Source organism: Microbulbifer elongatus (assembly GCF_021165935.1).
Taxonomy (GTDB): Bacteria; Pseudomonadota; Gammaproteobacteria; order Pseudomonadales; family Cellvibrionaceae; genus Microbulbifer; species Microbulbifer elongatus.
Genome location: NZ_CP088953.1, coordinates 1,060,384 through 1,073,789 on the forward strand (window position 1 = coordinate 1,060,384; position 13,406 = coordinate 1,073,789).

At 59.0% G+C, this 13,406-nt stretch carries 14 protein-coding genes; 6 read left to right on the plus strand and 8 right to left on the minus strand.

Annotated features, from left to right (window positions below; all coding sequences use genetic code 11):
* Positions 1-3: 3 nt before the first annotated feature.
* From LRR79_RS04405 to LRR79_RS04415, 3 genes are all read right to left on the minus strand, one after another.
* Entirely contained in the window at positions 4-879 is an 876-nt protein-coding gene (locus tag LRR79_RS04405) for a GNAT family N-acetyltransferase (RefSeq protein ID WP_231759196.1), read from the minus strand.
* Positions 880-942: 63 nt separating this feature from the next.
* Complete coding sequence (gene cysE / locus LRR79_RS04410; protein WP_231759197.1) at positions 943-1,761, minus strand: serine O-acetyltransferase; 819 nt, start codon at positions 1,759-1,761, stop codon at positions 943-945.
* An 18-nt stretch (positions 1,762-1,779) separates the two neighbouring features.
* A complete protein-coding gene (locus LRR79_RS04415; protein ID WP_231759198.1) occupies positions 1,780-2,799 on the minus strand; it encodes a serine/threonine protein kinase in 1,020 nt (339 codons plus the stop codon).
* Between the two features lie 127 nt (positions 2,800-2,926).
* Between LRR79_RS04415 and LRR79_RS04420 the strand changes: the two genes are divergently transcribed.
* Positions 2,927-3,292, plus strand: a complete 366-nt coding sequence (locus LRR79_RS04420) for an antibiotic biosynthesis monooxygenase family protein (RefSeq protein ID WP_231759199.1) — start codon at positions 2,927-2,929, stop codon at positions 3,290-3,292.
* 11 nt (positions 3,293-3,303) lie between these two features.
* Here the strand turns inward: LRR79_RS04420 and LRR79_RS04425 are convergent, their stop codons facing one another.
* A complete protein-coding gene (locus tag LRR79_RS04425) occupies positions 3,304-3,489 on the minus strand; it encodes a CopG family transcriptional regulator (protein ID WP_231759200.1) in 186 nt (61 codons plus the stop codon).
* A 132-nt stretch (positions 3,490-3,621) separates the two neighbouring features.
* On the opposite strand from LRR79_RS04425, the gene dauA reads away from it, so the two are divergent.
* Together dauA and LRR79_RS04435 are read left to right on the plus strand one after the other, a co-directional pair.
* On the plus strand, positions 3,622-5,388 hold the full coding sequence (dauA, locus tag LRR79_RS04430) for a C4-dicarboxylic acid transporter DauA (protein WP_231759201.1): 1,767 nt from the start codon (positions 3,622-3,624) through the stop codon (positions 5,386-5,388).
* Positions 5,342-5,593, plus strand: coding sequence for a hypothetical protein (locus LRR79_RS04435; RefSeq protein ID WP_231759202.1), 252 nt, complete (start codon positions 5,342-5,344; stop codon positions 5,591-5,593). Before dauA ends, LRR79_RS04435 begins: the two co-directional genes overlap by 47 nt.
* 43 nt (positions 5,594-5,636) lie before the next feature.
* On the opposite strand, the gene LRR79_RS04440 is transcribed toward LRR79_RS04435, so the two are convergent.
* Complete coding sequence (locus tag LRR79_RS04440) at positions 5,637-6,782, minus strand: beta-ketoacyl-ACP synthase III (RefSeq protein WP_231759203.1); 1,146 nt, start codon at positions 6,780-6,782, stop codon at positions 5,637-5,639.
* Positions 6,783-6,991: 209 nt separating this feature from the next.
* Positions 6,992-7,714, minus strand: a complete 723-nt coding sequence (locus LRR79_RS04445) for a ComF family protein (RefSeq protein ID WP_231759204.1) — start codon at positions 7,712-7,714, stop codon at positions 6,992-6,994.
* A gap of 269 nt (positions 7,715-7,983) precedes the next feature.
* On the opposite strand from LRR79_RS04445, the gene bioB reads away from it, so the two are divergent.
* From bioB to bioC, 3 genes are read left to right on the plus strand one after another with little or no spacing between them, the layout of a single operon-like run.
* A complete protein-coding gene (bioB, locus tag LRR79_RS04450; RefSeq protein WP_231759974.1) occupies positions 7,984-9,051 on the plus strand; it encodes a biotin synthase BioB in 1,068 nt (355 codons plus the stop codon).
* Positions 9,052-9,065: 14 nt separating this feature from the next.
* Positions 9,066-10,259: an 8-amino-7-oxononanoate synthase gene (bioF, locus tag LRR79_RS04455; RefSeq protein ID WP_231759205.1), complete on the plus strand. Its 1,194-nt coding sequence runs from the start codon at positions 9,066-9,068 to the stop codon at positions 10,257-10,259.
* A complete protein-coding gene (gene bioC / locus LRR79_RS04460) occupies positions 10,256-11,797 on the plus strand; it encodes a malonyl-ACP O-methyltransferase BioC (RefSeq protein WP_231759206.1) in 1,542 nt (513 codons plus the stop codon). The genes bioF and bioC overlap by 4 nt, the downstream gene beginning before the upstream one ends.
* 6 nt (positions 11,798-11,803) lie before the next feature.
* Here bioC and LRR79_RS04465 read toward each other — a convergent pair whose 3' ends face one another.
* Both LRR79_RS04465 and LRR79_RS04470 read right to left on the minus strand, forming a co-directional pair.
* Positions 11,804-12,607 (minus strand): cyclase family protein, encoded by an 804-nt coding sequence (locus tag LRR79_RS04465; protein ID WP_231759207.1) that lies wholly within the window; start codon positions 12,605-12,607, stop codon positions 11,804-11,806.
* A gap of 50 nt (positions 12,608-12,657) precedes the next feature.
* Positions 12,658-13,308 carry a DUF6515 family protein gene (locus LRR79_RS04470; protein ID WP_231759208.1) on the minus strand — a complete coding sequence of 217 codons (651 nt, stop codon included), beginning with the start codon at positions 13,306-13,308 and terminating at the stop codon, positions 12,658-12,660.
* Between the last annotated feature and the right edge of the window lie 98 nt (positions 13,309-13,406).

A 13,406-nucleotide genomic window follows, 5' to 3' on the forward strand; every position in this document is an offset into this window, starting at 1 on the left:
AGTTCAGGCACTTTGGCGATTGTTGTCGAGGTCGCCGTCCAGGTCACCGTTCTGCGCTTTGCCACTGGAGACACGGGCGCTGCCCCGCTCCGGGGTGAATTCGTAGCAGGCCACTTCACCTACGGCATAGAACCCGGCGTTCAGCCACAGGTCTTGTTGTTCCTCTCCTACCAGTGCCACCGCGTGTTTGTGGTGGCTCTGGATCACTTCTTTCAGCAGCTGCCGGAACATGGCGGTGCCGAGGCCTCGGCCGCGATAGTCCGGCAGTGTACACAGGTCGTAGAAGCCGAGGGCGTCGGCGGAGGAGAACAGGCAGCCGGTGGCGACGGGTTTGCCGTCCACCAGCCCCAGGTGCAGTTTCAGGCGACTGTGCTTGTGCTCGGGCAGTTCTGCCAGCTGCTGATAGAACTTTTTGATCTGTGCGGTTTCCCGCGGGCAGTTCTGCATCTCCGCGATCAGGTCGCCGTAGACGATGATGTCGTCGGCGGTGTTCACCGGTTTGATCTCCAGACCCTCGTGCGCTTTGTCGTCACTGGCCAGCTGCTTCACCTCGGCCGCCATGGCGATCTGTGGCGGTTGGCGCTTGAGATTCAGGGCCTCCAGTTCCGCGTCATCCAGAGATTTGCTGGCGCAGTGCCACAGGGAGAAGGGCGCGTGGCGCTCGGCGAAGTAGTCCACCACAAAGCGCTGCAGGATGCGCGGTTGCATCACCGCGTTGCTCACCACCTGGTTGAAGCGGGTAGACAGCAGGCCGCTGTCGGTGCGCAGCAGGCCGGTGATTTCCTTGCTCTGTTTGGGGTTTAAAAGATCGGCACAGTACCCGGCTTTGTTCTCCAGGTTGCGACAGACGAGGTTTTTCGCGCTGAGACTGTATTTCATGGTTACAGGATAGTCCTGCCAATCGTTGGCTGTATCTATAGTTCGCAACCTGTGACAGCAGAATCAGCGCAATTGATCCACCTTGGAGATGGCGCAGTGGTCCATGGAGATGGCCGGTTGTTCACAACTGGCGGTGCCGATGACTTTGGCGGGTACGCCGGCCACTAGGGATTTTTCCGGCACCGGTTTCAACACCACGCTACCAGACGCGATCTGCGAGCAGCGGCCGATCTCGATATTGCCGAGGATTTTGCTGCCGGCGCCGATCAGCACGCCGCAGCGGACTTTCGGGTGACGATCGCCGGATTCCTTGCCGGTGCCGCCGAGGGTGACCGATTGCATGATGGAGACATTGTCTTCCACCACCGCGGTCTCACCGATCACGATGCCGGTGGCGTGATCCAGCAGAATGCCCCGCCCTAATTGCGCGGCCGGGTGGATATCCACACCGAACACCACCGAGATACGGTGCTGCACAAACAAGGACAGCGAGCGGCGGTTCTGTTGCCACAGCCAGTGGGCCACGCGCCAGGCCTGCAGGGCGTGGTAACCCTTGAAGAACAGAAAGGGTTCGTACAGGGAGTGGCAGGCGCTGTCGCGCTGTTCAATGGCGGCCAGATCCGCCCGCGCCGCCGCGCCAATGGTGGCGTCGGATGCCAGCGCCTCGTCGATTACCTCGCGGATCAGCAGCGCCGGTGCCACCGGGCTGTCCAGTTTATTGGCCAGGTGAAAACTGAGCGCCGCTTCCAGGGTGTTGTGGTTGAGAATGGTGGCGTGCAGAAAGCTCGCCAGAATCGGCTCCCGCTCCACCTGCACCGATACGTCCCGGCGGATGCCTTCCCAGATCAGGTCCTGGGTCACTTCGGCTTTGGCTGTTTCCATCAGGGTTTGCTCCTTCTTTCAAACGGCGCCCAGAGTCAGCGGCGGCTCCTGCAGGGCGGACAATTGCTCCCGCAGTGCCAGAATATGTTCTGCCCAGTAACGCGGCGTATTGAACCAGGGGAAGGCCATGGGAAAGGCCGGGTCTTCCCAGCGCCGCGCCAGCCAGGCGGCGTGATGCATCTGGCGCAGGCAGCGCAATGGTTCGATCAATTGCAGTTGTGCCGGGTCGAAAGGGTAGAAGGTTTCGTAGCCTTCCACCACGGTGTCGAGGTAGGCGGTGGCCTCGGCGCGGTCACCGGAAATCAGCATCCAGATATCCTGGATCGCCGGGCCCTGCAGGCAGTCGTCGAGATCCACAAACCAGGGGGTGTCGTCCCGCCATAAAAAGTTGCCGCTGTGGCAGTCGCCGTGCAGCCGCAGAGTGGTCCAGTCCTGTGCCAGAATCGGCGTAATCTGATCGATGATGTGGGCGGTGGTGGTGGCATAGGCATCCACGTTTTCCCGCGGCAGAAAGTCGCCGCCGAGTATAAATTCGCGGCTGTCGATGGCAAAGCGCTGCAGGCTGAGAGAGGTGCGGTGCTGAAAGGGCCGCGCCGCGCCCATGGCGTGAATGCGCCCGAGCATGGTGCCCACCTGTTCCAGATGGTCGAAATTGTCCAGCTCGACCTGGTGGCCGCCGCGGCGGGGAAACAGGGCAAAGCGGAAACCGTGGGCCTCGTGCAGGGTCTGGCCATCGAAAACCAGCGGGGCCACCACCGGAATTTCCGCATCCGCCAGCTCCAGGGCAAACTGGTGCTCCTCGTTGATCTGCGCATCGCTCCAGCGACCCGGGCGGTAGAACTTCGCGATGAGCGGCTGCGCCTCGTCGATGCCCACCTGATAGACGCGGTTCTCGTAACTGTTCAGCGGAAAAATACGCGCATCCGACAGCAGCCCCAGGCTCTCCACACAGTCGATCACCCGGTCCGGAGTGAGTGCGTCGTACGGGTGGGACGATGTATAAGAAGGAGGCTGAGAGGAAGTTGACGATTCGGTCATGGCGGTGCTCCAGTGAGCCTCGCAAAGCTCGGGTATTCAGGGGGCGCTATGCTAACGCGGTTACTCTATACCACCAAACGAAGAAGCGAACGCACTCTAAATTTGGCATTCACCCGTAGGAACCTGCTTGCAGGCGAACCTTGATACCGACCCTGATACCAAAGTCTCTATGAAATACATCTTCGAAGTCACCATCAAGCCCGGTCACACCGCCGAACAATACGCCGACGCCTGGGTGCGCGCCTCCGAACTGATCCAGCAGGCGCCCGGTGCCATGGGTACCGAACTGCATCGCAAAATCGGTGAACCGGACAAGCTGATCGCCATCGCCCGCTGGCAATCCAAAGCGCACCGCGACTCCATGGAAAACAACCACAGTCCGGAAATCGAAAAGATCATCGAAAGTGCCGCGCCGTTTGTGGAGATTCGCAGCCTGGGTGGGTATGAAGAGCCTGAATGGGTGGTCATGCCTTCGGGGGTGTCGCGGACTTGATCAGAGCTTTCTTAGTTCTCGTCGCCGCCAAAAACCTGCTTTTTCCAGCCTTCCCCCATCTGCGCTTCAATGTACTCGCGGATAAACTGCCGCACCTTCTGAGAAGGGGTGACATCCTCCGCAGCACACAGCTTTTCAAATAGCGCTTTCTTTTTCGGGTCGATCAAAAGGGTCAATCGTGCAGTACGGTTTTCCATGTGAATCCAGCTCGGTAGCTCATAAAGTCATGTGAATACATACATGTTAATCAAATTAACATTGAAGATGTATCTAGTGAGAGGATAATTATTATCTAATATCCTTTCAATTCGATCGGCGGAGTGGTTTTCATGGCCCATCGCAGGCACCTTTTTTCCCTCCAGTTCGGATATGCGCTGCGTGAAACATTGCGTGAATCTGCCTACGGGAGACGACAGTTCGCTCGTGATGTCGGTGCCGGCATTACCGTGGGCATTATTGCTATTCCCCTGGCCATGGCCTTGGCGATTGCATGTGGCGTAGCACCTCAATATGGCCTGTACAGCGCGTTCGTTGCTGGTTTTCTAATTCCGTTGGCTGGTGGTTCACGTTTCAGTGTGTCGGGTCCTACTGCTGCGTTCGTGGTCATTCTTGTGCCAGTGGTTCAACAGTACGGGCTCGCTGGTCTATTGGTGGCCAGCGTGATGGCTGGCGCCATGCAATTACTTATGGCCGGAATGCGTCTCGGGCGTTACATCCAGTACATCCCCGAGTCGGTCACCCTGGGTTTTACTGCTGGCATCGCTGTGGTGATTGCGCTGCTGCAGGTAGAGGACCTGCTTGGTTTGACGATCGCGGATATGCCCCACGAGTTTGCTGGCAAGGTGCAGGCTCTCTCTCTGGCTGTACCCGAGCTGTCGTTGCCAAGTGTGTGTGTCAGCGTTGCCACTCTGATGGTGATGGTGATCTGGCCGCGCCTGGGAATCGCAGTACCCGCCCATCTGCCAGCGGTAGTTGTGGGTACCTTGCTTGCGGTTGCGCTCAATGGCTGGGGGCTGCCCGTGGCAACGGTGAGTTCCACCTTTGAATTCACATTACCTGATGGTACTGCGGGGGCCGGAATTCCCTCGCTATTGCCGGATTTTCAACTTCCTTGGCAGCGTACCCAAGTGGGAGAAGAATCGCTTACGTTTAGTTGGGGGCTGGTAAAGGATCTCCTTTCCGCGGCCTTTGCCATCGCCATGCTGGGTGCGATCGAGTCCTTACTTTGTGCCGTGATTCTCGATGGTATGACTGGCAAGAAGCACAGCGCTAACAGTGAGCTAATGGGGCAGGGGATCGGCAATATTGTCACCCCATTTTTTGGGGGGATTACTGCGACCGCGGCGATCGCACGCTCCGCGGCCAACGTCCGGGCCGGTGCGCAGTCACCCCTGGCGGCGATGATTCACGCATTGGTTGTGCTGGTGGCTTTGGTTTCGCTCTCGGCGGTTTTAGGGTACCTGCCGATGGCATCGATGGCGGCCTTGTTAATTGTGGTTGCCTGGAACATGAGTGAAGCCCCCAAGGCCTTGAAACTGCTGCGTAGCGCGCCGCTAAGTGATGTGTTGGTATTTTCGGTCTGTTTTGCTCTCACAGTTTTTGTCGATATGGTAGTCGCGATATCCACCGGTGTGGTTCTCGCATCCTTACTTTTCATGAAAAATATCGCGGAAATGACCCTTGTCAAAGAACTTGATGAGAGCCACAAGCTGGTAGACCAGAGGCTGCCGCCGGGGTGGAAACTGTTCAAAATAAATGGACCGCTCTTTTTCGCGGCAGCCGACCAAGTATTCTCTGACCTCGCCATTCGCAGCAAAGAGCTTAAAGGAGTGATCATTTATCTGGATTCAGTCCCTATTCTGGATGCCGGGGGGCTGGTGGCACTGGAGCGATTTCTAGAATTTTGTGCTAACCACCGAGTCACTGTTTTTCTGGCAGATTTCCAGTTCCAGCCATTGAAAACACTCGCTAAAGCAGGGTTTTCACCGGACAACTATTCATGTTCGTGCGAGTTATTTCCGACACTGTCAGCAGCGCTGGAAAGGTTGAATGAGTCAACAGGGGCAGCAGATGAAGCTGGGTCAAGCAGCAGTTGAGTTTAAAGCCGGGAGGCTAGAGGAAGTTCAGATTCGAAAGAATCCCAGTGATGTGAATCAGTGGTTTGTTATGGTCCGTACAGCTGGCGGTGCATCACTGATTCTTGCTGATGAGCGAGATGCGCCTATTGTGGATGGCGACCTAACTCGGTTGGTGGGTATTCTGAAAGATATTGGCTGCAGAGAAGCGAGGATATTTCCGTGATGGGCCGAAATGGCACCGGGGCTGATTACCCCGGTGCCATTTTTTAGATGGCGACTTTTTCCAGCGCCAGACTGCCAATGGAATAACCCGCACCGAAGGAGCAGATCACCCCGGTGCTGCCCACCGGCAGATCGTCGCTGTTCAGGTTGAAGGCGATGACCGAACCGGCACAGCCGGTGTTGGCGTATTCGTCCAGCACAATAGGCGCGCGCTCGGGCGAGGCGTCGTTGCCCATCAGCTTTTTCGCGATCAGCAGGTTCATGTTGATATTCGCCTGGTGCAGCCACCAGCGGCTGATGGCGTTGGGCTCGTAGCCCAGTTCCTGCACCTGATTTTCCAGGTGCGCCGCCGCCATGGGGCAGACTTCCTTGAATACCTTGCGGCCGTTCTGACGGAACAGTTTACCCTCGCCAAATGCAGCAACATCCGCGGCGCGAGAGGTATAGCTGAAGTTGGAACGGATATTATTCGAAAACACGGTTTTCGCTTTGGTGCCGAGAATTTCCCAGGCGGTTTCCGCGTTGCAGGTATCCTTACGTTCCACCACCGTGGCCACCGCCACATCCCCAAAAATAAAATGGCTGTCGCGATCGGTGTAATCCACCTGGGGCGAGGCCAGTTCCGGGTTGATCACCAGCACCGCTTTGGCGGAGCCGGAGCTGATTGCGTCCACTGCGCGCTGCAGCGCGAAGGTCGCCGAGGAGCAGGCCACTTCCATATCAAACGCAAAACCGTCGATACCCAGCTCGGCCTGAATCTCAATGGCAATGGCCGGGTAGGCGCGCTGCAGGTAAGACGCACCTACAATCACCGCATCGATGTCTTCCGGCTTTTTGTTGGCTTTCTCCAATGCCAGCTTCGCCGCCTTCAGGCCCATCTCCGCCTGCAGGCACAGTTCTTCGTCTGCGCGCTCTGGCAGATAGGGGCGCATACGCTCCGGATCGAGAATGCCCTCTTTGCTGATCACATAGCGGCTCTTGATGCCGGAAGCCTTCTCGATAAATTCCGCCGAGGAGTAGGGCTTCGCCTGCAGCTCGCCAGACTCGATCGCGTCGGCGTTCTCGCGGTTATATTTTTCCGCATAGGTATTGAGTGCCTGCACCAGCTCTTCATTGCTGATGGATTCCGGCGGTGTCCACAGACCGGTACCACTGATCACGATGCCGCGGGGCATTTCGAATGTACTCATGTTTTGATCCCATCATCCCGTCGTGCGTCATACCCGCGGAGCCCTATACAGTGCCGGGCCGGATCGGGCGAACTCTATTTATAACGTTAGCAGCCGGTGGATTTTTGCGCAGCCGCTGAAAAGGGCGACTATTGTGGCGCCTAGGGTCACATCGGTCTAGAAATGAGCGCAGGAGTACCGGTTGGTCAGGTTGGGGATCTGGCTGAGTGCTAGGGGGTTCTGGCCAGCGCAATACTGGTGACGCGCTTGGCACCTGCATCCAGTAATGACTGCGCAGCCGCTTCCTGAGTCGCCCCAGTGGTAATCACATCATCCACCAGCCCGATATGCTGCCCCTGTACCTGTGTCTGCGCCTCGAAGCTGCGAATCAGGTTTTTGCGCCGCTGGGTGCGGGTGAGTTTTTGTTGGCTGCTGGTGGCGGTGATCTTGCGCAGGGCGCGGGCATCTACCGGGATGCGCCAGTGTTTGCCGAGGATATCGGCGATCAGCCGGGCCTGGTTGTAACCGCGCTCGAACAGTTGCTTGCGCCAGTGCATGGGTACCGGCACCAGAAGGTCCGGGCGCTGGGCGCCGGTTATCTGATCTTTCAATCTTTCGGCGGTGAGTTCTGCCAGGGTACGGCCGGCGGTGAGGTCGCGGCGGTACTTGAAGCGCTGTATCAGTTGCGATACCGGGTAGGCGTAGCACCAGCTGGCGTAACTGCGGGTCTGGGGTGGGGGCTGTTGCAGGCAGGTGGCACACTGTTGGTCGGCGAGATCTGCCAGGGGGATGGCGCAGCGCTGGCAGCTGTGGCCGAGGTTCGGCAGGTCGTGCCGACAGGGATTGCAGATGCCAAAATGCACCTCCTCGCCACTGCCGCAGAGCAGGCACCGCGCCAGGTGTCGGTCTACTGTGCCGCCGATCAGCTGGCCAAAAAATCGTCCTGGAGCCATTGCCATCCTCCCTGATCGCAACTCTTATTTAACTCTCATTCAACGCCCATTCCCGCACCGCCCTCGCACCGGGCCAACACCTGTAAACCAGAAACGGTTCTGTTGGTTGACAGCGAAGGGGCCCCCGCTAAACTGACAGCCTTTATCCATAATGCCAAGAACAATCTGGCGCAGGCCCCGCCTTGCGCCGGTCGACGGCAAGCGCCCCAGGCTTTGACTGCTGGGTCTTGCCGCCCGAGGAGAGAAATCCTGTGACTGCCAACCCGCAAATGCCTTCCGCGTCTTCGACCTACGGCCAAGTGCGCCACGACTGGACCCGCCAGCAGGTGCTGGATCTGTTCGCGCTGCCGTTTAACGATCTGCTGTTCACCGCGCAGACGGTGCATCGCCAGCATTTTGACGCCAACCGGGTACAGGTGAGCACGCTGTGCTCCATCAAGACCGGCGCCTGTCCGGAAGACTGCAGCTACTGTCCCCAGAGTGCCCGCTACGATACCGGCCTGGAGCGTGAGAAGCTGATGAAGGTCGAGGCGGTGGTGGAAGAGGCCCGTGCGGCCAAGGCCAGCGGTGCCACCCGCTTCTGTATGGGTGCGGCCTGGCGCTCGCCGAAGAAAAAAGACATGCCCTATGTCACCAAGATGGTGAAGGAAGTGAAGTCCCTGGGACTGGAAACCTGCATGACCCTGGGAATGCTCAATGACGAGCAGGCCAAGGACCTGGCGGAGGCCGGCCTCGACTACTACAACCACAACCTGGATACCTCGCCGGAGTATTACGGGGATATCATCACCACCCGCACCTACGAGGACCGCTTGAATACCCTGTCCAATGTGCGTGCAGCGGGTATGAAAGTCTGCGCCGGTGGCATTATCGGCCTGGGCGAGGAAGAGAAAGATCGCGCGGGGCTGCTGATGCAGCTGGCCAATCTGCCGGAGCAGCCGGAATCCGTGCCCATCAATATGCTGGTGAAAGTCGCAGGCACCCCGTTGGAAAACAACGACGACCTCGACCCGTTCGAGTTTATCCGCTGCATCGCCGTGGCCCGCATCATGATGCCGAAGTCCCATGTGCGCCTGTCCGCCGGCCGCGAATCCATGAACGACGAGATGCAATCCCTGGCTTTCCTCGCCGGTGCCAACTCCATCTTCTACGGGGAAAAACTCCTCACCACCGGCAACCCGGAAGCCAACAAGGACATGCAGCTGTTCAACCGCCTTGGTATCAAGCCGGAGGAATACCACCAGCACGAAGACGAGGCTGCGGTGGAGGCGGAGCTGCAATCCCAGATTGCTGACCAACAAAACGACCCGTTCTTTTACGACGCCGCCAAGGCGTAAGTGCATCGGTTGTTGTGTCCAGCCTGCAGGAATTTCTGAATACGCGCCTGGCCGAGCGCCGGGCGCAGCAGTTGTATCGCCAGCACAAAATTCTCGCTGCCGCGCCGGGCCCACTGGCGGTGGTGGATGGCCGTGAACTGATTACCTTCAGCAGCAATGATTACCTCGGCCTCGCCTCCCACCCGGAAGTGATTGCCGCGCAGCAGCGCGGTGCGCTACTTGGCGCGGGCGCGACCGCCTCCCACCTGGTCAATGGCCACTTCGATATTCACCGGCAGCTGCAACACAAGATCGCCGAAGTCACCGGGCGCGAGGCCGCGTTGCTGTTTGGCAGTGGTTATATGGCCAATGTAGGTGCGATCAACGCGCTGGTGGGGCGCGGTGATTTTGTGGTGCAGGACAAGCTCAATCACGCATCGCTGATCGACGGTGGACGTATTTCTGGCGCCCAGTATCTGCGCTTTGTCCACAATGACCTGCACGGCCTGGAGCGGCAGCTCCAGCGTGCACGGAAAAAGTCTGACGGAAAAATTCTGCTGGCGGTGGACGGCGTCTACAGCATGGATGGCGACACCGCTCATCTCGCTGAAATGGCCGCATTGTGTGATCGCTTTGATGCCTGGCTGATGGTGGATGAAGCCCACGGCTTCGGGGTGATGGGGAGCGATGCATTCCCCTGTGCCGGCAGCGCCGCTGCCGCGGGTCTGGATCAGCAAAGCGCGCCCATCGTGATGGGAACACTCGGCAAGGCCGCCGGCAATGGCGGTGCCTTTATCGCAGGCTCCCAGGCGCTGATCGATTATCTGACCCAGTTTGCCCGCACCTATATTTACACCACCGGAATACCACCGGCAGTGGCGGCGGGCTGTCTGCGTGCACTGGAATTGATGCAGCAGGAACCGCTGCGGGAAACCCTGCAGCAGCGCATTGCTTATTTCCGCCAGCGTGCCACCGCGCTGGCACTGCCCCTGGAAAATTCCACCAGTGCCATCCAGCCACTGGTACTGGGTTGCGAAAAAACCGTGCTCCGTGTTGCCGAGCAATTGCAGCGCGCGGGTTATCTGGTGGGTGCCATTCGCCCACCCACGGTGCCCGCCGGTACCGCGCGGTTGCGCATCACGCTTTCCGCCACCCACACCCAGGCGCAGATCGATGGACTGCTGCAAGCGCTGGTGGCGGCACTCAAATCCAGCGAGGTAGCGGTATGAACCTGGCATTGATCCACGGCTGGGGCGGCGATAGTCGCTGCTGGCAGCCGTTGCTCGAAAGGCTGGATGGCGTGTTTGCGCAGGTCGTCAACATCGAGCTGCCCGGCTTTGGCGGCCGGACACAAGAACCCTGGCCGAATACCGACGAATTGCTTGTACAAATAGAAGCGCAGCTGCCGGAAAACTGTCTGCTGATTGGCTGGTCTCTGGGCGGAATGCTGGCCACACAACTGGCGGCCCGCAGCAATAAGGTGCGCGGACTGGTGACCATTGCCAGTAACGGCAGCTTTGTTGCACGGGGCGATTGGCCGGGAATGGATGAACGTGTCTTTGCGGAGTTCTGCCGCGCCCAGCGCGAAGCGCCGGAAAAAAACCTGGTGCGCTTTTGCGGTCTCGAGGCCCGTGGCGACTCGGAAATGCGCAGTCTGCTGAAAACCCTAAAGGACTGGCAGCCTGCAATCATTCCCGCTGCCTGGTGTGAGGCACTGGCCTGTCTCGGCGAGCTGGACAATCGCGCTTTGTTGGCGACACTGGCGCTGCCCGCGCTGCATATATTCGGCGAGGGAGACGCGCTGGTGCCGGTGGCTGCGACCCAGGCGATCGCAGCGGTAGGTGCGCAGGTCAAGGTCATTCCCCAGGCGGGCCACTGCCCGCACCTCACGGGCGCGCAGGAAGTTGCTGGGCTCATCAGAAGCTTTTCCCAGTCACTGAATACCAGCCCCGCGCCACTGAAAAAATCCTCGGTGGCACGCGCCTTTGGCCGCGCCGCCGCCAGCTACGATGCCGCGGCCCATCTGCAGCGCGCAGTGTGTCGCGCCCTGTTACAGCGCGCGGAAGAAGGCTGGTCGCCCAAACGGATTCTCGATCTCGGCAGCGGTACCGGCTACGGCAGTGAACTGCTGCGCAAGCGCTTCCCGGACGCAGAGATCATCGCTCTGGATATTGCGCCACAGATGCTGGGGTATGCCCGCGAACACCGCCCGGTGGCGGACGGCTATGTGGCGGCAGACGCGGAACAGTTGCCGTTGGCAGAGGGCACCGTGGATCTGGTGTTTTCCAGTTTCGCCCTGCAGTGGTGCTACGATTTGCCGAAACTGTTTGCGGAAATCCGTCGCGTACTAAGTCCCGACGGCAACACACTGATTTCCACCCTGGTGCCGGGCACCTTGCGAGAGCTGGAAACAAGCTGGGCGGCGGTAGACGAGGCGGTGCATGTAAACCGCTTCCTGCCGGTGGAAGCCTGGCGCAGTGCCTGCGAAAAAAATCAGTTGCACAGCAGCATCGCCACCGAGCAGCGGGTATTGCACTTCGACCGGCTTAAAACCTTGATGCAGGAACTGAAAAGTATCGGTGCCCACAACGTCAATCGCGCAGCGGGCAAGGGGCTGTTGAGCCGGGAAAAGTTGCGCACGCTGACCGAAGCCTATGAACGCCAGCGCACCCCCGCCGGCCTACCGGCCACCTATCAGGTGCTGTACCTGCAGTTGGCCCATGGTGAGGCCGGTTCAGTTTCCATGGACTTCGCCGCTTCCGTTTAACGGCCGCTACTGGGGAATAAAGGCGACCACCCGTGTCGGTCCGCCACTGCCGCCGCGAATTTTCATTGGCAGGGCGATCAGGGTAAAACCCTTGTCTGGCAGCGCTTTCAGGTTGGCGACATTTTCCAGCGCTGGAATATTCCGCTTGAACAGTTCGCGGTGGGTTTTGAACAGTTTGGATGCGCCGTAATCGATACTCGGCGTGTCCAGTCCCACCGCTTTCACGCCGCGCTCTTCCGCCAGAAAAATTGCCGCCTGCGGGGATAACCCCGGAAAACTCAGCTTTGCCACCGCCGCGTCACCGCGTTCGGTGGTGCCCATATATTTTTTCGCATCCGGCCAGAACTGTGCACTGCCCGTGTCAAACAACACGATGGTGTCTTTTTCAATGGCGCCGTGCCGGGCTTCCCAACGTTTTATATCGTCGATGGAAATCAGATAGTTGCGGTCGGCCTTGTCCTTCTTACCAATCTGGTCGGCCACACGAATGACGATGCCCGGGCCGATCAGCTGCTCCAGGGGAATCTTGTCCACACTGATATGGTCTCGGGCAAAGTGTACCGGTGCGTCGACATGGGTACCGCCGTGCTCGGCGGCTGCCAGGTTGTAGGCAGAGTAGTAATAACCCTTGTCGGTTTCCCCGGCAAATACCGTGCTCTTGGCAAATTTATCGGCGGTGGGCCAGTAGAGGGTATCGGCGGCAAAATCGTGAGAGAGGTCTATCCAGCGGCCCTGGTTAAGACCTGCTGCATGTAGCAGGGCGGGGATAAAGAATAGAAGTGCGCAGCAGCAAATGGTTGGTGAGAACATCCTTGTTCGAATACGCATTGTGTCCCTATTTCATGTCATAAATTTTCCGGTCACACCTGCACCACAACATACACCTCGCGGCCATCGCGCTGGGTGGGCATAAAGTAGTGGCCGCCGTAGCGGTAGTACTGGATGCCATTAATGACTTCTGCGGTATAGCCAGTGGGCAGGTTTTCTATAACCTGGCCTGGCGTGTAGGCGCCGCTGTGGGGCCCACTGCTGGTGGTTGTCGTGGTTGTGGTAACCGTGGTGGTGACAGCTGCCGGCGGCGGCACGACCACGTATCGGTTGACCGGTGGCTGCCACTGATAATAGGCACCACCATACTGATAATAGGTGAATCCGCCGATCTGGACCCGCACCGCACTGGCCGGCAGGGTCAGTACCGCGGCACCCAGAGGGGCTGCCACGGTGACATAACCCCGGGGACCAGGCCGGTAGAAGGCGCCGCCGCCATAAAAATAGGGGCGGCCACCCACATTCAGATTTACAAAGCCACCGGGCAGCACCGGAACCGTGACACCGATACCAATACGCGGGCCACGGTAGCGTGGGCCCCAATAGCCACGATGGTGATGGCCCGGGCCGTGATAATGGCCGCGATGACCGCCGTGCGCGGAAGCAGGCGGTGCGGCAAAGGCCATTGACAGCAGGGCTGCAACACCCACGCCGAACGTCAAAATTTTTGCCGTTTTGTTCATTGAATCCCCCGCGAAGCGAGCACTTACTATTGAACAAATAATAAACGTATCTGGCGGGGCGCGCTACGGTTGGCACCCTTTCCATCGTTAAGAATTGT

What these genes read in the sequence shown, in the direction of transcription:
- LRR79_RS04405 (WP_231759196.1), bottom strand. Translation starts at nt 879, where the DNA reads ATGAAATACAGTCTCAGCGCGAAAAACCTCGTCTGTCGCAACCTGGAG.
- cysE (WP_231759197.1), bottom strand. Translation starts at nt 1,761, where the DNA reads ATGGAAACAGCCAAAGCCGAAGTGACCCAGGACCTGATCTGGGAAGGC.
- LRR79_RS04415 (WP_231759198.1), bottom strand. Translation starts at nt 2,799, where the DNA reads ATGACCGAATCGTCAACTTCCTCTCAGCCTCCTTCTTATACATCGTCC.
- LRR79_RS04425 (WP_231759200.1), bottom strand. Translation starts at nt 3,489, where the DNA reads ATGGAAAACCGTACTGCACGATTGACCCTTTTGATCGACCCGAAAAAG.
- dauA (WP_231759201.1), top strand. Translation starts at nt 3,622, where the DNA reads ATGGCCCATCGCAGGCACCTTTTTTCCCTCCAGTTCGGATATGCGCTG.
- LRR79_RS04435 (WP_231759202.1), top strand. Translation starts at nt 5,342, where the DNA reads ATGAGTCAACAGGGGCAGCAGATGAAGCTGGGTCAAGCAGCAGTTGAG.
- LRR79_RS04440 (WP_231759203.1), bottom strand. Translation starts at nt 6,782, where the DNA reads ATGAGTACATTCGAAATGCCCCGCGGCATCGTGATCAGTGGTACCGGT.
- LRR79_RS04445 (WP_231759204.1), bottom strand. Translation starts at nt 7,714, where the DNA reads ATGGCTCCAGGACGATTTTTTGGCCAGCTGATCGGCGGCACAGTAGAC.
- bioB (WP_231759974.1), top strand. Translation starts at nt 7,984, where the DNA reads ATGCCTTCCGCGTCTTCGACCTACGGCCAAGTGCGCCACGACTGGACC.
- bioC (WP_231759206.1), top strand. Translation starts at nt 10,256, where the DNA reads ATGAACCTGGCATTGATCCACGGCTGGGGCGGCGATAGTCGCTGCTGG.
- LRR79_RS04465 (WP_231759207.1), bottom strand. Translation starts at nt 12,607, where the DNA reads ATGTTCTCACCAACCATTTGCTGCTGCGCACTTCTATTCTTTATCCCC.
- LRR79_RS04470 (WP_231759208.1), bottom strand. Translation starts at nt 13,308, where the DNA reads ATGAACAAAACGGCAAAAATTTTGACGTTCGGCGTGGGTGTTGCAGCC.